Source organism: Pseudomonas sp. TE21435 (genome assembly GCF_056279265.1).
In genome coordinates, this window is record NZ_JBWBQZ010000001.1 from 1,355,365 (window position 1) to 1,373,715 (window position 18,351).

At 66.4% G+C, this 18,351-nt stretch carries 25 protein-coding genes; 12 read left to right on the forward strand and 13 right to left on the reverse strand.

The annotated features are described in order from the left end of the window. Positions 1–117: 117 nt before the first annotated feature. Positions 118–1,020, reverse strand: coding sequence for a 4-hydroxyphenylacetate catabolism regulatory protein HpaA (gene hpaA / locus ACZ9C1_RS06210; RefSeq protein ID WP_198754279.1), 903 nt, complete (start codon positions 1,018–1,020; stop codon positions 118–120). A 164-nt stretch (positions 1,021–1,184) separates the two neighbouring features. On the opposite strand from hpaA, the gene ACZ9C1_RS06215 reads away from it, so the two are divergent. From ACZ9C1_RS06215 to ACZ9C1_RS06250, 8 genes are all read left to right on the forward strand, one after another. Beyond that, positions 1,185–1,859: a fumarylacetoacetate hydrolase family protein gene (locus ACZ9C1_RS06215; protein ID WP_476253748.1), complete on the forward strand. Its 675-nt coding sequence runs from the start codon at positions 1,185–1,187 to the stop codon at positions 1,857–1,859. Beyond that, complete coding sequence (locus ACZ9C1_RS06220; RefSeq protein WP_476253749.1) at positions 1,856–2,635, forward strand: fumarylacetoacetate hydrolase family protein; 780 nt, start codon at positions 1,856–1,858, stop codon at positions 2,633–2,635. The genes ACZ9C1_RS06215 and ACZ9C1_RS06220 overlap by 4 nt, the downstream gene beginning before the upstream one ends. Then, positions 2,632–4,092 carry a 5-carboxymethyl-2-hydroxymuconate semialdehyde dehydrogenase gene (gene hpaE / locus ACZ9C1_RS06225; protein ID WP_476253750.1) on the forward strand — a complete coding sequence of 487 codons (1,461 nt, stop codon included), beginning with the start codon at positions 2,632–2,634 and terminating at the stop codon, positions 4,090–4,092. Before ACZ9C1_RS06220 ends, hpaE begins: the two co-directional genes overlap by 4 nt. Before the next feature lie 141 nt (positions 4,093–4,233). Further along, positions 4,234–5,157, forward strand: a complete 924-nt coding sequence (hpaD, locus tag ACZ9C1_RS06230; protein WP_476253751.1) for a 3,4-dihydroxyphenylacetate 2,3-dioxygenase — start codon at positions 4,234–4,236, stop codon at positions 5,155–5,157. Positions 5,158–5,168: 11 nt separating this feature from the next. Further along, complete coding sequence (locus ACZ9C1_RS06235; protein ID WP_102685125.1) at positions 5,169–5,579, forward strand: 5-carboxymethyl-2-hydroxymuconate Delta-isomerase; 411 nt, start codon at positions 5,169–5,171, stop codon at positions 5,577–5,579. A 7-nt stretch (positions 5,580–5,586) separates the two neighbouring features. Then, entirely contained in the window at positions 5,587–6,390 is an 804-nt protein-coding gene (gene hpaH / locus ACZ9C1_RS06240; RefSeq protein WP_198754282.1) for a 2-oxo-hept-4-ene-1,7-dioate hydratase, read from the forward strand. Between the two features lie 9 nt (positions 6,391–6,399). Beyond that, positions 6,400–7,200 (forward strand): 4-hydroxy-2-oxoheptanedioate aldolase, encoded by an 801-nt coding sequence (gene hpaI / locus ACZ9C1_RS06245; protein WP_476253752.1) that lies wholly within the window; start codon positions 6,400–6,402, stop codon positions 7,198–7,200. A 135-nt stretch (positions 7,201–7,335) separates the two neighbouring features. Further along, complete coding sequence (locus ACZ9C1_RS06250; RefSeq protein ID WP_476253753.1) at positions 7,336–8,295, forward strand: ribonuclease Z; 960 nt, start codon at positions 7,336–7,338, stop codon at positions 8,293–8,295. A gap of 142 nt (positions 8,296–8,437) precedes the next feature. On the opposite strand, the gene ACZ9C1_RS06255 is transcribed toward ACZ9C1_RS06250, so the two are convergent. The 4 genes from ACZ9C1_RS06255 to ACZ9C1_RS06270 are packed head-to-tail and all read right to left on the reverse strand — an operon-like array spanning position 8,438 to position 11,246. After that, a complete protein-coding gene (locus ACZ9C1_RS06255; protein WP_476253754.1) occupies positions 8,438–10,006 on the reverse strand; it encodes a sensor domain-containing diguanylate cyclase in 1,569 nt (522 codons plus the stop codon). Positions 10,007–10,049: 43 nt separating this feature from the next. After that, on the reverse strand, positions 10,050–10,868 hold the full coding sequence (xth, locus tag ACZ9C1_RS06260) for an exodeoxyribonuclease III (RefSeq protein WP_476253755.1): 819 nt from the start codon (positions 10,866–10,868) through the stop codon (positions 10,050–10,052). Next, entirely contained in the window at positions 10,798–11,007 is a 210-nt protein-coding gene (locus ACZ9C1_RS06265) for an endonuclease/exonuclease/phosphatase family protein (protein WP_476253756.1), read from the reverse strand. Before ACZ9C1_RS06265 ends, xth begins: the two co-directional genes overlap by 71 nt. Further along, complete coding sequence (locus ACZ9C1_RS06270) at positions 11,004–11,246, reverse strand: hypothetical protein (RefSeq protein WP_139671128.1); 243 nt, start codon at positions 11,244–11,246, stop codon at positions 11,004–11,006. The genes ACZ9C1_RS06265 and ACZ9C1_RS06270 overlap by 4 nt, the downstream gene beginning before the upstream one ends. A gap of 144 nt (positions 11,247–11,390) precedes the next feature. Here ACZ9C1_RS06270 and ACZ9C1_RS06275 point away from each other — a divergent pair, with 144 nt between their 5' ends. Beyond that, the gene (locus tag ACZ9C1_RS06275) at positions 11,391–11,891 is read left to right on the forward strand and encodes a DUF4142 domain-containing protein (protein WP_023631357.1); all 501 of its coding nucleotides are present in this window, start codon (positions 11,391–11,393) and stop codon (positions 11,889–11,891) included. Between the two features lie 28 nt (positions 11,892–11,919). Continuing rightward, positions 11,920–12,171 (forward strand): hypothetical protein, encoded by a 252-nt coding sequence (locus ACZ9C1_RS06280; protein WP_102685118.1) that lies wholly within the window; start codon positions 11,920–11,922, stop codon positions 12,169–12,171. A 190-nt stretch (positions 12,172–12,361) separates the two neighbouring features. Here the strand turns inward: ACZ9C1_RS06280 and ACZ9C1_RS06285 are convergent, their stop codons facing one another. Then, complete coding sequence (locus tag ACZ9C1_RS06285) at positions 12,362–13,240, reverse strand: LysR family transcriptional regulator (protein ID WP_102685117.1); 879 nt, start codon at positions 13,238–13,240, stop codon at positions 12,362–12,364. 104 nt (positions 13,241–13,344) lie between these two features. Here ACZ9C1_RS06285 and ACZ9C1_RS06290 point away from each other — a divergent pair, with 104 nt between their 5' ends. Further along, positions 13,345–14,319: a polysaccharide deacetylase family protein gene (locus tag ACZ9C1_RS06290; RefSeq protein WP_214501645.1), complete on the forward strand. Its 975-nt coding sequence runs from the start codon at positions 13,345–13,347 to the stop codon at positions 14,317–14,319. 118 nt (positions 14,320–14,437) lie between these two features. On the opposite strand, the gene ACZ9C1_RS06295 is transcribed toward ACZ9C1_RS06290, so the two are convergent. Further along, on the reverse strand, positions 14,438–14,992 hold the full coding sequence (locus ACZ9C1_RS06295; RefSeq protein WP_110704254.1) for an ester cyclase: 555 nt from the start codon (positions 14,990–14,992) through the stop codon (positions 14,438–14,440). A 129-nt stretch (positions 14,993–15,121) separates the two neighbouring features. On the opposite strand from ACZ9C1_RS06295, the gene ACZ9C1_RS06300 reads away from it, so the two are divergent. Continuing rightward, entirely contained in the window at positions 15,122–15,505 is a 384-nt protein-coding gene (locus ACZ9C1_RS06300; protein ID WP_476253757.1) for a winged helix-turn-helix transcriptional regulator, read from the forward strand. 1 nt (position 15,506) lies between these two features. On the opposite strand, the gene ACZ9C1_RS06305 is transcribed toward ACZ9C1_RS06300, so the two are convergent. From ACZ9C1_RS06305 to ACZ9C1_RS06330, 6 genes are all read right to left on the reverse strand, one after another. Then, positions 15,507–15,674 (reverse strand): DUF6021 family protein, encoded by a 168-nt coding sequence (locus tag ACZ9C1_RS06305; protein ID WP_173862475.1) that lies wholly within the window; start codon positions 15,672–15,674, stop codon positions 15,507–15,509. A 113-nt stretch (positions 15,675–15,787) separates the two neighbouring features. Further along, a complete protein-coding gene (locus ACZ9C1_RS06310) occupies positions 15,788–16,639 on the reverse strand; it encodes a CsgG/HfaB family protein (protein WP_102685113.1) in 852 nt (283 codons plus the stop codon). Positions 16,640–16,671: 32 nt separating this feature from the next. Continuing rightward, positions 16,672–17,091, reverse strand: coding sequence for a curli assembly protein CsgF (locus ACZ9C1_RS06315; protein ID WP_023632251.1), 420 nt, complete (start codon positions 17,089–17,091; stop codon positions 16,672–16,674). Further along, complete coding sequence (gene csgE / locus ACZ9C1_RS06320) at positions 17,088–17,483, reverse strand: curli production assembly/transport protein CsgE (protein WP_102685112.1); 396 nt, start codon at positions 17,481–17,483, stop codon at positions 17,088–17,090. The genes ACZ9C1_RS06315 and csgE overlap by 4 nt, the downstream gene beginning before the upstream one ends. After that, positions 17,480–18,001, reverse strand: coding sequence for a type II secretion system protein (locus ACZ9C1_RS06325; protein WP_102685111.1), 522 nt, complete (start codon positions 17,999–18,001; stop codon positions 17,480–17,482). The genes csgE and ACZ9C1_RS06325 overlap by 4 nt, the downstream gene beginning before the upstream one ends. Beyond that, positions 17,976–18,350 (reverse strand): type II secretion system protein, encoded by a 375-nt coding sequence (locus ACZ9C1_RS06330; RefSeq protein ID WP_277504265.1) that lies wholly within the window; start codon positions 18,348–18,350, stop codon positions 17,976–17,978. The genes ACZ9C1_RS06325 and ACZ9C1_RS06330 overlap by 26 nt, the downstream gene beginning before the upstream one ends. Position 18,351: the final 1 nt, after the last annotated feature.

Below are 18,351 nucleotides of genomic sequence, written 5' to 3' on the forward strand. Positions count from 1 at the left end.
CCCGGGCTGTCCAGCCCTGTGAAAAGTACCAGCGCTCCTGGCAATCACCCATTCCCGCGATGCCTTCCCCGTAGCACGATCTGCCGACAGCCCACCGCCCGGACCCGTCGCCGCATGTCAACGCAACCCCGCCTGGCGCTGGCGATACTCGCCCGGCGTCATTTGCGCATGGCGCTGGAAGAAGCGGCTGAAGTACGCCGGGTCCTTGAACCCCAGGCGGTAGCAGATCTCGTTGGCCGAGCCGCCGGTGTAAAGCAGCAAGCGCCGCGCCTCCTGCATCAGCCGCTCGAACACCAGGCGCTTGGACGGCAGGTCGGCCATGCGCCGGCACACGTCGTTCAGGCGCGCCTCGGTCACGCCCAGGGCTGCCGCGTAGGCCGGCAGGGTCCAGTGGTCGAGGTAGTGGCGCTCGATCAGTTCGTTGAAACGGTGAAACAACTGCAGGTCCTCGTGCCGCGCGGGCGTGGCCTCCAGCGAATTGGCGCACAGGCGCAGCAGGCTGATCATCACCAGGCGGGCCAGGTCCTGCACGGCGGTGCCCTGCCCGGCCTGGCCATGACCCAGTTCGCCGCCCAGCAAGTCGAACAATTGCTCCAGGCGCTGCACCTCCTCGGCCGCCGCCCCCTGCAGGTGGCCGAGGGCAACGCACGCCGGTTGCAGGCGCGGCCCGAGCGCAAGCCCGGGTTCGGCCTGCAGCAGTTGCCAGACCAGTTGCTGGCGCACGGTCAGCACATGGCCGTCGGCATCGGGCTCGGTGACGAAAGCATGGGGAATGGTGGGTGGGGTGAGGAAGAACATCGGACCGGACTCGTGGTAACGCTGCTCGTCCAGGTACACCCGCACGCTGCCGGTCTTCACGTAGTGCACCTGGAAGAAACGGTCGTGCCGGTGCACCGGCATGTTGCGGCCGAAGAATCCGGCCAGGTTGCCCAGCCGGTCGTAATGCACCTCGCTGTCGCTGTAGCGCTGGTCGTAGACCTGACCGATGTTGATGTTGGGGATCGGCTGTCGTTCTTTCATTGTTGTTCTCGCAGCGGTGAAACGCGCCGGGGGGAAATCATCCTAGCACCACCGACCAGCGGCGAATGCCTTGACGATCGTTAACATATTAAATATAACGTTAACACATTAACAAAAACACCACGAAGCGCCCCCGGTCGCTTCGCCCACCGCAGGAGAAATGCATGAGCCGTGCCTTGCACGAGGTCGCCAGCGGCAGCCTGTTCGGCGTCGCCCTGAACTACCAGGGCCTGCTGCAAAAGCATCTGGCGTCCTTCCACGAAGCGCCGTACCAGCAACCGCCGGTCAAGCCGGTGCTGTTCATCAAGACGCCCAACACCCGCAACGGTCACGCCCAGCCAGTGACCTACCCCTCGGCAGTCGAACGCCTGCAAGCGGGCCCTGCACTGGGCGTGGTCATCGGCAAGAACGCCAGTCGCGTCAGCCTGGACAACGCCCTGGACCACGTGGCGGGCTACACCATCGTCAACGAGTTCAGCCTGCCCGAAGACAGCTACTACCGCCCGGCGGTCAAGGCCAAATGCCGCGACGGTTTCTGCCCGCTCGGCCCGCAACTGGTGCCGGCCGCGCAGGTCGGCAACCCCGACGCGCTGGGCATTCGCCTGTGGGTCAACGGTGAGCTGCGCCAGCAGAACAACACCGCCAACTGCGTGCGCGGCGTGGCCCGGCTGATCGCCGAGATCAGCGAGTTCATGACCTTGCATGCCGGCGACGTGCTGATCACCGGCACCCCGGAAGGCCGTGTCGATGTGCTGCCCGGCGACCAGGTGACGGTCGAGATCGACGGCCTCGGCCAGCTGACCAACTCCATCGTCGCCGAACAAGGACTCGTCCCATGAAGCACGCCCGTATCCAGTTCGACGGCCAGGTCCACGCCGTCACCGTCGAAAACGACCAGCGACTGCGCCTGGCCGATGGCCGTGTGGTCGACGCCGACCAGGTCACCTGGCTGCCGCCGGCCAGCGGTAGCATGTTCGCCCTGGGCCTGAACTACGCCGACCACGCCGCCGAGCTGGCCTTCACCCCGCCCACCGAGCCGCTGGCCTTCGTCAAGTCGCCCGGCACCTACACCGGGCACAAGCAGGTCACTTGGCGCCCGGACAACGTCAAGTACATGCACTACGAGTGCGAACTGGTGGCGGTGATCGGCAAGCCGGCGCGCAACGTCAAGCGCGAGGACGCCCTCGACTACCTGGCCGGCTACACGGTGTGCAACGACTACGCCATCCGCGATTACCTGGAGAACTACTACCGCCCCAACCTGCGGGTGAAGAACCGCGACGCCACCACCCCACTGGGCCCATGGATCGTCGACACCGCCGATGTGCCGGACCCGTCGAACCTGACCCTGCGCACCTGGATCAACGGCGAGCTGAAACAGCAAGGCACCACGGCCGACATGATCTTCGACATCCCCTACCTGATCGAATACTTCTCCAGTTTCATGACTCTGCAACCCGGCGACATGATCGCCACCGGCACCCCGGAAGGCCTGGCCGACGTGGTCCCGGGCGACGAGGTGGTGGTGGAAGTGGAAGGCGTCGGCCGCCTGGTCAATCGGATCGTCAGCGAAGCCGAGTTCTTCGCCCGCAACGCACAAGAGGCAACAGCATGATCAAGCACTGGATCGATGGCCGCGAAGTCGAAAGCCGCGACACCTTCGTCAACTACAACCCGGCCACCGGCGAGGCCATCGGCGAAGTCGCCAGTGGCGGCGCCGAGGAAGTCGCCCTGGCCGTGGCCGCGGCCAAGCAAGCCTTCCCGAAATGGGCCAATACACCCGCCAAGGAGCGCGCGCGCCTGATGCGCCGCCTGGGTGAGCTGATCGAGCAGAACGTGCCGCAGTTGGCCGAGCTGGAAACCCTGGACACCGGCCTGCCGATCCACCAGACGCGCAACGTGCTGATTCCCCGCGCCTCGCACAATTTCGACTTCTTCGCCGAGGTGTGCACGCGCATGGACGGCCACAGCTACCCGGTGGACGACCAGATGCTCAATTACACCCTGTACCAGCCGGTGGGCGTGTGCGCGCTGGTGTCGCCCTGGAACGTGCCGTTCATGACCGCCACCTGGAAGACCGCGCCGTGCCTGGCCCTGGGCAATACCGCGGTACTGAAGATGAGCGAGCTGTCGCCGCTGACCGCCAATGAGCTGGGGCGCCTGGCGGTCGAGGCCGGCATCCCCAATGGCGTACTCAACGTCATCCAGGGCTACGGCGCCACCGCCGGCGATGCCCTGGTGCGTCACCCGGACGTGCGCGCCATCTCCTTCACCGGCGGCACCGCCACCGGCCGGAAGATCATGCAGACGGCCGGCCTGAAGAAGTACTCGATGGAACTGGGCGGCAAGTCGCCGGTACTGATCTTCGAGGACGCCGACCTCGAGCGTGCGCTGGACGCTGCTTTGTTCACCATCTTCTCGCTCAACGGAGAACGCTGCACCGCCGGCAGCCGCATCTTCATCCAGCAGAGCGTGTACCGGCAGTTCGTTGCCGAGTTCGCCGCCCGTGCCAAGCGCCTGATCGTCGGTGACCCGACCGACCCGAAGACCCAGGTCGGCTCGATGATCACCCAGCAGCACTACGACAAGGTCACCGGCTATATCCGCATCGGCCTGGAAGAAGGCGCGCGCCTGCTGGCCGGTGGCCTGGAACGCCCGGCCGGATTGCCGGCGCACCTGGCCAAGGGGCAGTTCATCCAGCCGACGGTGTTCGCCGATGTGAACAACAAGATGCGCATCGCCCAGGAAGAGATCTTCGGCCCGGTGGTGTGCCTGATCCCGTTCAAGGACGAGGCCGAGGCGCTGCAACTGGCCAACGACACCGAGTACGGCCTGGCCTCGTACATCTGGACCCAGGACATCGGCAAGGCCCACCGCCTGGCCCGTGGCATCGAGGCAGGCATGGTGTTCATCAACAGCCAGAACGTGCGCGACCTGCGCCAGCCGTTCGGCGGTGTCAAGGGCTCGGGCACCGGCCGCGAAGGCGGGCAATACAGCTTCGAGGTCTTCGCCGAGATCAAGAACGTGTGTATATCCATGGGTAGCCACCACATTCCGCGCTGGGGGGTGTAACGCGGGGCTGCTGAGCAGCCCATCGCCGGCAAGCCGGCTCCCACAGGGATCACCGCACACTGTAGGAGCCGGCTTGCCGGCGAAACGAGGGCGAAGCCCTCGCCATGGATACATAACAACAACTCGTTACCGGAGACTCCCATGGGCACACTCGCTCTCGCCGCCAAGATCACCCACGTGCCGTCGATGTACCTGTCCGAACTGCCCGGCCCGCGCCAGGGCTTTCGCCAGGCGGCCATCGACGGCCACCTCGAGATCGGCCGGCGCTGCCGCGAACAGGGCGTCGACACCCTCGTCGTGTTCGACACCCACTGGCTGGTCAACGCCAACTACCACATCAACTGCGCCGCGCACTTCGAAGGCCTGTACACCAGCAACGAACTGCCGCACTTCATCGCCAACATGAACTACGGCTTCCCCGGCAACCCCGAGCTGGGACGCATCCTCGCCGACGAGTGCAATCGCCTGGGCGTGGAAACCATGGCCCACGACGCCACCACGCTGGCGCCTGAGTACGGCACCCTGGTGCCGATGCGCTACATGAACACCGACCAGCACTTCAAGGTGATCTCGGTCTCGGCGCTGTGCACCTCGCACTACCTCAACGACAGCGCGCGCCTGGGCTGGGCCATGCGCAAGGCGGTCGAGGAACACTACGACGGCACCGTGGCCTTCCTGGCCAGCGGCTCGCTGTCGCACCGTTTCGCCCAGAACGGCCAGGCCCCGGACTTTGCCACCAAGGTCTGGAGCCCGTTCCTGGAAACCCTCGACCACCGCGTGGTGCGCCTGTGGCAGGACGGCGACTGGGCCGATTTCTGCGCAATGCTGCCCGAGTACGCGGTCAAGGGCCACGGCGAAGGCTTCATGCACGACACCGCCATGTTGCTCGGCGCGCTCGGCTGGTCGAAATACGACGGCAAGGCCGAGGTGGTGACGCCGTACTTCGGCTCCTCCGGCACCGGCCAGATCAACGCGATCTTCCCGGTCACCCCGCAGGATGGCAGCGCGATCCCTGCCGCCCAGGCCTCGAACCGGGCCGGCGTCACCTCCACAAGCCGCCTGTAAGGAGCATCACCATGCCCCATCTGGTCCTGCTCTACAGCCCGGATATCGAAGCCGACGCCGATATGCCAGGCCTATGCCGCGCCCTGGCCGACTGCATGCTCGCCCAGCGCGACGAACACCATCGCCAGGTGTTCCCCACCGGCGGCACCCGTGTGCTGGCCTACCCCGCCGCCCATGCGGCAATCGCCGATGGCCGCGGTGCCTACGGTTTCGTCTACGCCAACCTGCGCATGGGCGCTGGCCGCAGCGCCGCTGTGCACCAGCAGGTCGGTGACGCGCTGCTGGCGGTGTTGCGCCGGCACCTGGACGCGCTGCTGGAACGTCGCCCGGTCGGCGTGACCCTGCAGATCGACGAAAGCCAGGCCCAGGTTTACGACGCCAAGCACAGCAGCCTGCACCCTCTGTTCACCCGCCAGCCCTGAGGTCTCCATGCTCGACGCCCGCATCATCCAGCAAGCCGCCGCCCGCCTCGACCAGGCCGAACGCACCCGCGAACAGGTCGGCCAGTTTTCCCTGGAACATCCCTCGATCGGCATCGAGGACGCCTACGCCATCCAGCGTGCCTGGGTGGCGCAGAAGATCAAGGATGGCCGCAAGCTGGTCGGCCACAAGATCGGCCTCACCTCCCGGGCCATGCAGGTCTCCTCGAACATCACCGAGCCAGACTACGGCGCGCTGCTCGACGACATGCTGTTCGAGGAAGGCAGCGACATTCCCTTCGAGCGTTTCATCGTGCCCCGGGTCGAGGTGGAACTGGCGTTCATCCTCGGCAAGCCGCTCAAGGGGCCGAACGTGACCCTGTTCGAGGTGCTCGACGCCACCGAGTGGGTGATCCCGGCGCTGGAGATCATCGATGCGCGCATTCAGCAGGTCGACCCACTCAGCGGTGTCACCCGCAAGGTCTTCGACACCATCTCCGACAACGCCGCCAACGCTGGCGTGGTCATCGGCGGGCGTGCGGTGCGGCCGGGCGATATCGACCTGCGCAAGGTCCCGGCGGTGCTGTACCGCAACGGCGTGATCGAGGAATCCGGCGTGTCGGCGGCGGTGCTCAACCACCCCGCCAAGGGCGTGGCCTGGCTGGCCAACAAGCTGGCGGCACATGACGTGAGCCTGGAAGCCGGCCAGCTCATTCTCGGCGGCTCGTTCACCCGCCCGGTGGCCGCCCGTCCCGGCGACACCTTTCACGTCGACTACGACCAGCTTGGCTCTATCGCCTGCCGTTTCGTCTGAGGAGCGCCCATGGACATGCCCATCAACACCTTCAAGCAACGCCTGCGCGACGGCCAGGCACAGATCGGCCTGTGGCTCGGCCTGGCCGACCCATATTGCGCGGAGCTGGCGGCCAACGCCGGCTTCGACTGGCTGCTGCTCGATGGCGAGCATGCGCCCAACGACCTGCGCAGCTTGCTCGGCCAGTTGCAGGCGGTGGCGCCCTACCCGGCCCAGCCCATCGTGCGCCCGGTGATCGGCGATACCGCGCTGATCAAGCAGTTGCTCGATATCGGCGTGCAGACCCTGCTGGTGCCCATGGTCGAAAGCGCCGAGCAGGCACGTCAGCTGGTGCGGGCGATGCGCTACCCGCCCCACGGCGTGCGCGGTGTCGGCAGCACGCTGGCGCGGGCGTCGCGCTGGAACAGCATCCCCGGCTACCTGGACCAGGCCGACGAGCAGATGTGCCTGCTGGTGCAGGTGGAAAACCGCGAAGGGCTGGCCAACCTCGATGCAATCTGCGCCGTCGAAGGCGTCGATGGCGTGTTCATCGGCCCCGCCGACCTCAGCGCCGCCATGGGCCAGCGGGGCAATCCGGGGCATCCTGAGGTCCAGGCGGCCATCGAGGATGCCATCGTGCGCATCGCGCGGGCCGGCAAGGCGGCGGGTATTCTCAGCGCCGACACGACGCTGGCCCGACGTTACATCGAACTGGGCGCGGCGTTCGTCGCGGTGGGGGTCGACACCACGGTGCTGATGCGCGGCTTGCAGGGGTTGGCGGGCACGTTCAAGGCAGGGACCGCCGCCATCGCCCAGGGCGGTGTCTACTAGCCTGGCCTTGTAGCGCGTAAGCTCGATGTTGGGGCGATCCGGTGAAGCACTGCTGGCTCGCCCGGCAGCACCATGCTAGCCTCCGCGCGCCCCGCCCTGCGGGGTCGCGACAACGTCGAATCAAGGAGTCAGGCAATGGACCTGCAGTTTCTGGGCACCTCCTCCGGGGTGCCCACCAAGGCCCGCAACGTCAGCGCGACCGCGGTCATCGAGGCCACCGGCACCGGTTGGTTCCTGGTCGATTGCGGCGAAGGCACCCAGCATCAGCTGCTGCACAGCCCGCTGTCGGTGCGCGACCTGCGCGCCATCTTCATCACCCATGTACACGGCGACCATTGCTTCGGCCTGCCGGGGCTGCTGGCCAGCGCCGGCATGTCAGGGCGCAAGGAGCCACTGGTGCTGGTCCTGCCGGCCGACCTGCACCCCTGGGTCCGGCAGAGCCTGGAGGTCAGCGACACCTACCTGCCCTTCGAGTTGCAGATGCAGGCGCTGGAGACCTTTGGTGGCTTGAGCCACGGTAACATCCAGGTCGGCGTGGTCGAGCTGTCGCACCGGGTACCCTCCTACGGCTTCGTGTTCGAGGAGCGCGACCCGCAACCGCACCTGGACACCGAGCGCCTGCGCGCCGACGGCATCCCCGCCGGGCCGCTGTGGGGGCAGATCGCCCGTGGCCGAACGGTCGAGCACGAAGGTCGCCAGATCGACCCGCAGGCCTACCTGCAACCGACGCGCCCGGCGCAACGCATCATCGTCTGTGGTGACAACGACCGCCCCGAATTGTTGAGCGAACTGGCCGCCAACGTTGACGTCCTGGTCCACGAAGCTACCTTCACCCAACCGTTGGTCGAACGCACCCAGGCCAGCTTCGGGCACAGCACCGCGGCTGCGGTGGCGCGCTTTGCCGAGATGGCGGCGGTGAAGAACCTGGTGCTGACGCACTTCAGCGCCCGCTACCAGTCAGGCGGCGGGCGCGGCGGTTCCATCGAAGAGGTACGCCAAGAGGCGCTGGCGTACTACAAGGGGCACCTGACCTTGGCCCGGGACCTGGCGCGCTATCGGATTGGCCGTGACGGGGTGCTGGTCGAGGTGGAGTAAGGCCCCGGAAGGGGACCTATCGTCGGAGCGGGCTAGGCCTTACCAGGCACCTTCATTGCCTGATCGGACGCTATCGCGGGGCAAGCCCGCTCCCACGACAGACCGCGCAACGCTGGTGATACTTGGGCCGTAGCCTTGGACTTCAATGCGCCGGATGCTGCTCCACACTGGCCGCCAGGCAGTAGCGATCGCGCCCCTGCCGCTTGGCCTGGTAGAGCGCCGCGTCGGCCGCCGCCATCAGGTTTTCCGGGGTCACCTTCTCCAAGGTCGGCGCGCCTACCGCGATCCCGGCACTGGCTGTGACATGGCCGAACGGACTGCCACCGTGCTCGATGGCCTGCCGGCGCAGCAACTGCAGGATCTCCTGCACGATCTGGCTGGCCCCCGCGGCATCGGTATCGGGCAGCAGCAAGGTAAACTCTTCGCCACCATAACGCACCGCCAGGTCGCCCGGGCGTTTCAGCGCCTGGCGCAACAGCTCGCCGAAGCGGCGCAGGCACTGGTCGCCGGCCGGATGCCCGTAGCGGTCGTTGTAGGACTTGAAGCAGTCCAGGTCGAGCATCACCAGGGCCAGGGCATAGCCCTGTCGCCGCGCCCGGCGTATCTCCGGTTCCAGCACCGCATCCAGCCGCCTGCGGTTGCCCAGCCCGGTCAGACTGTCGGTCAGGGCCAGCGCCTTGAGGGTCTGGTGGGCCTGGTGCAGGGCACGCTCGATGGCGATGCGCTCGCGCAACTGGCGCAGGACGATCCAGCCGAAGCCGGCCAGGCCGATCAGTACCAGGACCAGCACCGCCACCGACTTGATCATGTCATGGCGCCACGGCGCGATGATCGACTCGCGCGACAACCCCGCCTCCACCACCAGCGGGTAGCTGCTCAGTGCGCGAAACCCGTACAGGCGCGGCGTGCCATCGACCACCGCCACCGCCTCGGCCACCCCTTCGCTGGCATGGGGCAGGTACTTGCGGAAGATGTCGCTGGCCGCCAGGCTGCGGCCGATCACCAGCTCGACGAACGGCCGGCGCACGAGGATGGTGCCGTCGCGCTTGGCCAGCACCAGGGCGCCACGTTCGTCGATCTTGAAGTCGCCGTAGTAGCGCACGAACCAGTCGACCTTGATGGTCCCCAGCAACACCCCGGCAAAGCTGCCGTCGGCATTTTCCAGGCGCCGCGAGATGGGGATGATCAGGTCACCCGTGGAGCGGCTGCGCACCACCGTGCCGATACGCACCTGACGGTCGGGATGGGTGCGGTGATAGATGAAATAATCTCGGTCGGCATTGTTGGCACCCGCTGGCACGTCATCCTTGTCGGTGACGATCCAGCCGCCGTCGGGGCCATAGACGAACAGGCCATGCAGTTGCGGCATGATCTGCGCCTGCTGCTTGAGCAACGCGTGCAGGCGCGGTCGGTCGACATGGGCGAAGCCATCGCCCTCCAGGCGCTCGGCCAAGGCCGCGGTGATCGCGTCCACCTGGCGGATGGCATCCTCGGCATGCTGGGCGGTGGCCCGGGCCAGGTTGCTGACCGCGTTTTCGGCATTGGTGAACACCTGCCGGTAGTCGCGCCAGATCCGCCAGCCCTCGACCAGCACGAAAGCCAGCATCACCACCGCCATGAAGCTGAGCATCAGGCGGAACAGCGACACGGCGCGGCCCTCGCCGGTCACCGGGAAGAGGCCGTCCTCGGTCTGTTTCCTGACTGCGCGCATTGAAGTCCCTTGTCATCGACCCTTGGCCGCCAATGACTATAGTTCAGCGCCGCTTGCGTGTGCCGAGGCTGATCCACACCGGCGCGTGGTCGCTGGCGTGCGCCTCGTTGCGCACCCAGGCGTCGACCCCGGCGTCCTTCAGGTAAGGCGCCAGGGCCGGGTTGAGCAGCAGGTGGTCGATGCGCAGCCCGGCGTTGCGCGGCCAGTGGTTACGGAAATAGTCCCAGAAGGTGTAGACCCGCTCGTGCGGGTACAACTGCCGCAACGCATCGCTCCAGCCCTGCGCCAGCAAACGCTGGTAGCAAGCGCGTGACTCGGGCTGCAGCAGCGCGTCCTTGAGCCACGATTTCGGGTTGTAGATGTCCTGGTCGGTGGGCACCACGTTGAAGTCCCCCGCCAGCAACACAGGGTGATCGGCGCCGCGCAGCGTGTCGGCATGGGTGATCAGGCATTCGAACCAGCGCAACTTGTAGGCAAACTTCGGGCCCGGTTGCGGGTTGCCGTTGGGCAGGTACAGGCAGGCCACCTGCACGCCGTGCACCGCCGCCTCGATATAACGGCTCTGGCCGTCATCCTCCATGCCCGGCAAGCCGCGGCGCACCTCCAGGGGCTGGCTGGCGCGGGCGAGGATGGCGACCCCGTTCCATGACGCCTGGCCGAAGTGCAGGCAGCCGTAGCCGGCAGCCTCGATGGCCTCACCGGGAAACTGCGCGTCGCTGGCCTTGAGTTCCTGCAGGCAGACGATGTCGGGCTGCTCACGCGCCAGCCAGGCCAGCAGGTTGTCGAGCCGGCTAGCCGACCCCGTTCCATGACGCCTGGCCGAAGTGCAGGCAGCCGTAGCCGGCAGCCTCGATGGCCTCACCGGGAAACTGCGCGTCGCTGGCCTTGAGTTCCTGCAGGCAGACGATGTCGGGCTGCTCACGCGCCAGCCAGGCCAGCAGGTTGTCGAGCCGGCTGCGGATGCCGTTGACATTGAATGTGGCTATCTTCAGCGCTTTCATGCGTCGGGGTCGTCCACGTGGGCCTGCACCGCGTCTTGCAGTGCCCCCAGGTGGGCCTGGTCGGCCAGCTCCTTGAGCTTGAGCCAGTCGTCCCAGTCGATCGCGCCATCATCGCGCAGCGCCTCGGCCGTGCGCAGCAATTCATGGTGATAGGCGTCGGGCGATTCGCGCCGATAGCTGGCATCGTCGTACTGGGCGTACCAGGCCTCGAGTTCGGGAATGCTGCGTTCGATGCTCATGGTCGGGTTCCTCTGCACCTTTGAAGGTGTGAGCCTTGCTTGTCATCATCGGTTCAAAGCGCGCAGAAAAATTAAACCTTTGCCCGCCGCCGGCCCTCAACCGTACGCGACACTGACGTCGCGCCAACGGATAAGGAGTCACAGATGAGCAATCTGTTCCTCAAGCGGGTCGGGTTTTCCATGGTGCTGGGCATGGCGTCGCTACAGGCCATGGCCGCCTCGTCGGACGACTTCGTCGACGCCGCCACCGAGGCCGGCATCGCCGAGGTGGTGACCGGCAAGCTGGCGCTGGACAAGAGCAAGGACCCGCAAATCAAGACCTTCGCCCAGCAGATGGTCACCGATCACACACAGGCCAACCAGAAGCTCGGCGACATCGCCCGCAAACTCGACATCAGCGTGCCCGATGAAGCGGCGCTGACCGACAAGGTCAAGAAGATGATCCTGGAGTGGCGTGACGAGTCGTTCGACCGCTCCTATGTCAACAACCAGGTCGAGGCCCACGAGAAAGCCGTGGAACTGTTCAGGAAGGAGGCTGCCTCGTCCGACAAGGCCGAACTCAAGGCTTTCGCCGGCGAGACCCTGCCCAAGCTCGAAGAGCACTTGAAGCATGCCAAGGAACTACAGGCCAAGCACGGCCAGTAACCCGCCCCACTGAAAAAGCGAGGCTCCCATGAGCAATGATGCACTGCGTTCGGAAGTCCTGACCCGCCTGTTGCACGCCCACCCACAAGGGCTGGGCAAGGAAGTGCTGGACAACTACCGCGGCGAGAAAGCCGTGGCCGGCATGCTCAAGACCCTGCAGGAGCAAGGCTTGATCCACGATGGCAGCGTGAATGTCGAATCCGGACACGCGCTCAGCGTCAACTACCCGATCAAGCTGTCGTCCGCCGGTGTCGAGGCCGCCAGGCAAGCCGAAGGCTGATGCTGGTCCGCCCTGTGGCAATGGTTCGGCCAACTGCCACAGGGCGTGCCAGGGTCTGTACGAAATGTGTCTGCGCGAAGGCCAGACAAGGCGAAACGGGGGGAGGAAGCGGAGTGTACTGGAGTACATGAGCATTCCGAGCCCCGTTTCAACGCAGTATGGGCGAGTGCAGATACATGTCGTACAGACCCTACCGCAGGCCTTCGATGATCGCCTCCATCAACGCCCGCACCCGCCGTGGCTGCACCCGCGTCGGCGCGTAGACGATCTGCAGCGCCACCTGCCCGGCGCTGAAGTCCTCCAGCACTTCGACCAATCGGCCATTGTCGAGGTCGTCGCGCACATCGCGAAGCGATTTCAGGCACAGCCCGTGCCCATCCAGCGCCCAGCGGCGCACCTGCTCGCCGCTGTTGGCAACCCGCCGGCCGCGCACGCCGACCGGGTAAGCCGCGCCGTCCAGGCGAAATGGCCAGACCCGTTCGGCGTGGATGCCGAAACGCATGACGATGCAATCGTGGTGGGCCAGGTCGTCCGGGTGCAGTGGCGTGCCGTGGCGATGCAAGTAGTCGGGCGCGGCGCACACCACCCGGCGGTTGTCGCCCAGGGGCCGTGCGCGCAGGGAACTGTCGGCCAGGGTGCCGTAGCGGATGGCGAAGTCGATGCCCTGCCCCACCAGGTCGACGTAGCCATCGGTCAGGTCCAGGTCGATCGAGACTTGCGGATGCTCGGCCAGGAAACGGTCGAGCAGCGGCACGATGCAGTGCTGGCCAAGGTCCACCGGCGCGCTCAGGCGCACCAACCCGGAGATCTTCTGCTGGCCGTCTCTGAGACGGCTTTCCAGCTCGTCGGCCTCGGCCAGCAGGCGCCGTGCGCCCTCGGCGAGTTGCCGGCCGGCGTCGGTGAGGCTCAGCGAACGGGTGCTGCGGGTCAGCAGCGCCACCCCGTAGTGTGCCTCCAGCGCCGCCAGGCGCTCGGACACCGTGGCCGGTGACAACCCGCGCTCGCGGCCTGCCGCCGACAGGCTGCCTTTTTCGATGATGGTCAGGAACAACGCCAGGTTATCCAGCATGCTTTTCGATTTTTCCGAAATATGATTTTGACTTTCGCCTGATTATTGGTGATTTCCTCGCTAATTACACTGCCCGGCATCGACACCCGCACAGGAGCAACCCGATGACCAGCAGAAGAGATTTCATGAAAGGCACCCTCGCCGGCGGCATCGCCGTGGCGGCGGGCGCGGTACTGGCGAAAGAGCCAGGCGGCAGCACCGGGGCGCCGCCCGATAGCGCCGAGGGCAAGGGGTTCTGGCCCAATGGCGCGCAACTGGTGATTTCCGTGTCGTTGCAATTCGAATCCGGTGGCCAGCCGGAACACGCCGAAAGCCCCTTCCCGCCCCTGGATTCGCGCTATCCCGACACCATCGCCCCCAGCTGGTACCGCTACGGCCCGCTGGAAGGCGTGCCGCGCCTGCTCGCGCTGTTCGACCGGCATGGCATCAAGGTCACTTCGCACATGGTCGGCAAGGCTGTGGAGGCTTACCCGGAGCTGGCGGCCGAGGTGGTCAGGCGCGGCCACGAAGCCGCCGGCCACGGCCTGCACTGGGCACCGCAGTACAGCCTGACGCCGGCAGAGGAGCGTCGCCAGTACGAGCTGGCCAGCACCATCATCGAGCGCGTCACCGGCCAACGCCCGGTAGGTTTCAACGCGTTCTGGATGCGTCACTCCCGCGAAACGTTGAACATCCTCCAGGACCTCGGCTTTCTCTACCACATCGACGACCTGGCCCGCGACGAACCCTCGATCATCCCGGTGCGCGGCAAGCCTTTTGCGGTAGTGCCCTACACCCTGCGCAACAACGACATCGGTCGTATTGCCGGGTCCACGGCGATGACCGGCGCCGCGCTGTTGCAGGAGCTCAAGGACGAGTTCGACGTGCTTTATGCCGAAGGCCGCCAACGGCGCCGGCTGATGTCGCTGTCGGCGCATGACCGCATCGGCGGCACACCTACCGTGGTGCGCGCGCTGGACCAGTTCTTCACCTATGCCCGCGGCCATGCCGGCGTGGCGTTCATGCGCAAGGACGAGATTGCCCGTTGGGCCCTTGCCCAGGCCGATACGCCGGTCAATCCGCCACGTGTGTTCGACTGACTGACCGGGGGCGCTTCGCGCCCTTTCGCCGGCAAGCCGGCTCCCACACCGACCGCGCAAATGTCACGCCGTGCACTGTACCTGTGGGAGCGGTCTTGCCGGCGATGGGGCCAGTTGTTCAACGCTCAACCAACCCCGCCTGCCGCATGAACGCAAGGTTGTCCTCGAGATGCCAGTCCTCGGCGATCCGGCCCTCGGCGACACGGTAGATATCCATGGCAATAAAATCGATGGCCTGGCCCTGCCCCTGGTGGTTGCCCAGCTTGCCGCTGAAGTGTCCGGTGAAACGCAGCGCCGCGGTGACCCGGTCACCTGCAACGATCATCTGCAGCACCTCGCAGCGCAGGTCCGGCACCGCTGCGCGGAATGCCCTGGAAGCGCTCAATGGCCCTTCCACGCCCTGTGGCCGTCCCGGTGGCAGGGTGTTGTCGCGAAAGTCGCTGGCCAGCGCGGCGCGGGCCATGGCCTCGTCGCCGGTGTTCCAGAAGGTGTCGTAGCGGCGGGCGGCGAGGATCTGCTGCTCCAACTGGGCCTTGGGCAGGCTCCGGTCCACGACCAGGGTGGCCGGAGTCACCAGCTCGCCGGCATTGCCCGGATTGGCCGCCGCGCTCAGCAGCAACAGGGTGATCCAGCGGCCAGCACGCAGCGCCGAAGCCTTGGGTTCGGTGTTCATCTCAGTTTCCTTCAGTGCGTTCAACGGGTGTGTATGGCGCGGCCGCGAACCATGGATAAAAGCCTAACCAGTCCCGCCCAGGCGCTCAAGAAGGCACTTTTCACTCACCTGATTACCTTGGAGTAACCCATGGCCCATTACCGCGAATGCCCCGCCTACGACGTGTTCGCCCCGAATTGCCCGGCCCGCCTGGTGCTCGACCGCCTCGCCGACAAATGGGTGCTGTTGCTCATCGACCGCCTCAGCGCCGGTGAGCGGGTGCGCTTCAACCAGCTGCGCCGAGATATCGCCGGTGTATCGCAGAAGGTGCTGTCGCAAACCCTGAAGCGGCTCGAACGCGACGGTCTGGTGGAGCGCCAGGTGCATCCGACCGTACCGCCCACCGTCGAATACGCCCTCACCGAACTGGGCGCGACACTGGGCGGTACGGTGGAGCGTCTGGCGCAGTGGGCGGAGTCGAACATGCCGGCGATTCTTCTGGCACGCCGGCTGTATGACCAATGCGCCGAATGATTCAGGCCTCCTTTTCGACATCCCTCGGTGGCTTAGCCGGCCCCTGGGGATCAACCTGCGGGTCATCGACATCCGGCGAGTCCGGGTCGAAGCCGAGGTCGTCGGGCGCGGTGGCCTGCTCGGATGAGTGCGGGCCCTGCTTGGCCGGCGATTGGCGTGGATCTGACATGGTGATTTCTCCTGGTTGCGTTCAATGGAGATACCGCCACGGCTGCAAAGTTTGATTTGCTTTGAAATGCCGACTGCCGGGGGCGTCGACGGACCACGTGCCCCCGTTGCCCGCTACTGCTGCTGATACTGACTCAGGTACTTGTCCAGCACCGCCTTGTCCCCCGCCCCGTCCCCGGCCACCTGCCACAGCCGCCGCTCGATGCCCTGGGCCAGCAGGTGGCCCACCGCGGCTTCGATGGCCGACAACACGCACAGCTGCGCCGGCTCGTTGGTGGTGTAGCCGACCTCGGCTTCGAGCAGCTTCTTGAACTCGATGAACTTGAACACCCCGGCGTTCTGCCCGACCGAGTAGATGGTCTTGCTGGTCATCACGTTGGCCAGTACCTGCCCGGTGCGCACGTCCACCGCCCGCAGGTTGACCGTGACCTGGTCGACCCGGTACTCGCGGGACAGGCCGATGCCCAGGTAGCGGGCGCCCTCGCCGCCGCTGCGCACGTTGGTGTCGTAGGCGATGATGCCGCCCTCGAGCATCAGGTTGGCCGCCTGCAACGGCGGCAGTTCGCCCTGGATGTTCTCGGCGACGTCAGGCTTCTTCTGCGAGGCACGGATGATCTTGCGCTCGGTCAGCAGGTTCTGCAGGCCCTCGCGCTCGAGCACCACGAACCAGCCACTGGCGTTGAGGGCGTCCATCAGCATGCTCGCCGCCCCCTGGGTGACACTGGTGGAGAACGAGCTGGCCGGAGTCGGCTTGTACTGCCCGGTCTGGTCGCGGAAGCCGTATACCACCGCCATCAGCCGGCCGCGGGGCCGGGGCATGTTGACCAGGTCGTAGTAGGTCGAGGCCCGCGGTGTCAGCGTCGGGGTCTCAGGGTCTTGTTCGGCGGGCATCGGCTCACGCAGGCCGCAGCCTTGCAGGCCAGCCAGGGCGGTGAGGATCAGCAGTGTGCTCAGCAGGCGTTTCATGGCGTTCTCTCCCCAGTAAAGACCCGTCCCTCTCAGGGGTTCAGGCCGCTGACCTCGATGATCGAGACTTCCCCGGTGGCCCGGTCGGTGACCTTGATGCTCAGCGCCCCGGAATCGTCGATCACGTCGATCAGGAAGGCGTCGGTGGACATGCTGCCGGTGTTGCCGTTGCTGATGTTGTCCAGCAACTGCCCGAGCAGGCGCGACTCAAGCTGGTTGCTGAAGCGCTCCAGGGCCGAGGTGCCGGCGAATGCCGAGCTGCGGTCCTTGAGGTCGGGATCGTCGTAGTCGTTCTGCGCCTGGGCGTTGTTCAACAGCCAGGCGCCATTGATCGGATTGCCGCCGAAGGACGGGTTGACCGGGGTGTACACCAGCTCCGTGGCCAAGGCCTGGCCACCGAGGCCGGCGGCCAGCAGGCAGGCGGCGATGCGTCGTGCAAGGTGGTTGCTCATAGCTCGTCCCTCTCCAGATCGGTTGTGTCCTGCAGCAGCCGTTGCAATTTGCGCTGGATGATCTGCTGCCTGACCAGGTCGGCGGCCGCGATGGCCTCGTCATTCAGTTGCGTGGTGTTGGGCGGCAGGAAGCGCCGGTACAGCACCTCGCGTTCGTACTCCACCGTCACCAGGCTGCCCCAGCGGGCATCCGGGCGTTCGCGCACCACCAGGTTGAAGTCGAGTCGGCTGGTGGCGCGCAGCCGGTCGCTGAAGGCGTGATAGAAGTCGTGGCCGATGTGCGAGATGGTGTTGTCGACGATGAAACCCATCATCTCGTCCTCGGCCCCGGCCTGCGCCTGGCCATGCAACAGGGCCAGGCACAGGCACACCCGCGCGGCCAGGCGTTTCATGGCGCCTCTCCCAGGCCGGCGTGTGGACGGGCGCCAGCGGCGCTCTCGGCAAAGGCCTGCTCGGCGACGAACTGCCAGTCGCTGTAGTGCTCCAGCCCCTCGAAGGCGCTCCACTGGGCATCGAATCCACTGCGCTTGAGCGGCGCGGCGTCAGAGCGGCTGTACACCCCGGTGATGCGGCCATCGACCGCGCGCAACAGGCCCCATTCTTCGCCGCCACCGACAGGGTCCGGGTAGAGCCGACGCAGGTGGCGCTGCGGCGACGGGAAACGGTTGTCTTCCACCAGCTCCCCAAGGTCCTGCGGATACTGGGCCAGGCCCGGCGAGGCGCGGTAGTAGCTGCGCAGGGCCTGGGCGTACTGGCCGCCCACCCACAGCAGCTGGCGCTCGTGCTCGCGCTGCACGCGGGTGGCCCACAGGGTGCCGGTGGCCGCCAGGGCCATGCTGCTGACGGCGATCAGCAGCAGCACGCCCAGGTAGGTGAAGCCGGCTTCACCATTCGGCATAGAGGCTGCCATCGCGCGCCCTCCCGGTTGCTCCGCTCCTGATGTCGGCCACCGCGCCGGAAACGCCCTCGGGCGGCGGCACCAGCTGCCAGGCATCGCGCCGCTCGGTGATCGGATCGACCGGGGTGTTGCGCAGGTAGCGCTGCTCCACCAGCTGGTCGATCGAATCGGGGTAGTGCCCGGTGTCGCCGTAGTAGTGATCCAGGGCCTCGCGCAGCACCGCCAGGCTCTGGCGCAAGGTGGCCTCGCGGGAGGCCTCCAGGCTGTTGAAGTAGCGCGGCATGGCGATGGTCATCAGGGTGGCGATGATCGCCATCACCACCAGCAGCTCGATGAGGGTGAAGCCTCTGCTCGCTTTCATC

What these genes read in the sequence shown, in the direction of transcription:
- ACZ9C1_RS06275 (WP_023631357.1), top strand. Translation starts at nt 11,391, where the DNA reads ATGAGCAATCTGTTCCTCAAGCGGGTCGGGTTTTCCATGGTGCTGGGC.
- hpaE (WP_476253750.1), top strand. Translation starts at nt 2,632, where the DNA reads ATGATCAAGCACTGGATCGATGGCCGCGAAGTCGAAAGCCGCGACACC.
- ACZ9C1_RS06325 (WP_102685111.1), bottom strand. Translation starts at nt 18,001, where the DNA reads ATGGCAGCCTCTATGCCGAATGGTGAAGCCGGCTTCACCTACCTGGGC.
- ACZ9C1_RS06285 (WP_102685117.1), bottom strand. Translation starts at nt 13,240, where the DNA reads ATGCTGGATAACCTGGCGTTGTTCCTGACCATCATCGAAAAAGGCAGC.
- hpaA (WP_198754279.1), bottom strand. Translation starts at nt 1,020, where the DNA reads ATGAAAGAACGACAGCCGATCCCCAACATCAACATCGGTCAGGTCTAC.
- ACZ9C1_RS06235 (WP_102685125.1), top strand. Translation starts at nt 5,169, where the DNA reads ATGCCCCATCTGGTCCTGCTCTACAGCCCGGATATCGAAGCCGACGCC.
- ACZ9C1_RS06315 (WP_023632251.1), bottom strand. Translation starts at nt 17,091, where the DNA reads ATGAGCAACCACCTTGCACGACGCATCGCCGCCTGCCTGCTGGCCGCC.
- ACZ9C1_RS06330 (WP_277504265.1), bottom strand. Translation starts at nt 18,350, where the DNA reads ATGAAAGCGAGCAGAGGCTTCACCCTCATCGAGCTGCTGGTGGTGATG.
- ACZ9C1_RS06215 (WP_476253748.1), top strand. Translation starts at nt 1,185, where the DNA reads ATGAGCCGTGCCTTGCACGAGGTCGCCAGCGGCAGCCTGTTCGGCGTC.
- ACZ9C1_RS06220 (WP_476253749.1), top strand. Translation starts at nt 1,856, where the DNA reads ATGAAGCACGCCCGTATCCAGTTCGACGGCCAGGTCCACGCCGTCACC.
- hpaD (WP_476253751.1), top strand. Translation starts at nt 4,234, where the DNA reads ATGGGCACACTCGCTCTCGCCGCCAAGATCACCCACGTGCCGTCGATG.
- ACZ9C1_RS06305 (WP_173862475.1), bottom strand. Translation starts at nt 15,674, where the DNA reads ATGTCAGATCCACGCCAATCGCCGGCCAAGCAGGGCCCGCACTCATCC.
- ACZ9C1_RS06280 (WP_102685118.1), top strand. Translation starts at nt 11,920, where the DNA reads ATGAGCAATGATGCACTGCGTTCGGAAGTCCTGACCCGCCTGTTGCAC.
- ACZ9C1_RS06255 (WP_476253754.1), bottom strand. Translation starts at nt 10,006, where the DNA reads ATGCGCGCAGTCAGGAAACAGACCGAGGACGGCCTCTTCCCGGTGACC.
- csgE (WP_102685112.1), bottom strand. Translation starts at nt 17,483, where the DNA reads ATGAAACGCCTGGCCGCGCGGGTGTGCCTGTGCCTGGCCCTGTTGCAT.
- ACZ9C1_RS06270 (WP_139671128.1), bottom strand. Translation starts at nt 11,246, where the DNA reads ATGAGCATCGAACGCAGCATTCCCGAACTCGAGGCCTGGTACGCCCAG.
- ACZ9C1_RS06295 (WP_110704254.1), bottom strand. Translation starts at nt 14,992, where the DNA reads ATGAACACCGAACCCAAGGCTTCGGCGCTGCGTGCTGGCCGCTGGATC.
- hpaI (WP_476253752.1), top strand. Translation starts at nt 6,400, where the DNA reads ATGGACATGCCCATCAACACCTTCAAGCAACGCCTGCGCGACGGCCAG.
- ACZ9C1_RS06300 (WP_476253757.1), top strand. Translation starts at nt 15,122, where the DNA reads ATGGCCCATTACCGCGAATGCCCCGCCTACGACGTGTTCGCCCCGAAT.
- ACZ9C1_RS06265 (WP_476253756.1), bottom strand. Translation starts at nt 11,007, where the DNA reads ATGAAAGCGCTGAAGATAGCCACATTCAATGTCAACGGCATCCGCAGC.
- ACZ9C1_RS06250 (WP_476253753.1), top strand. Translation starts at nt 7,336, where the DNA reads ATGGACCTGCAGTTTCTGGGCACCTCCTCCGGGGTGCCCACCAAGGCC.
- ACZ9C1_RS06290 (WP_214501645.1), top strand. Translation starts at nt 13,345, where the DNA reads ATGACCAGCAGAAGAGATTTCATGAAAGGCACCCTCGCCGGCGGCATC.
- ACZ9C1_RS06310 (WP_102685113.1), bottom strand. Translation starts at nt 16,639, where the DNA reads ATGAAACGCCTGCTGAGCACACTGCTGATCCTCACCGCCCTGGCTGGC.
- hpaH (WP_198754282.1), top strand. Translation starts at nt 5,587, where the DNA reads ATGCTCGACGCCCGCATCATCCAGCAAGCCGCCGCCCGCCTCGACCAG.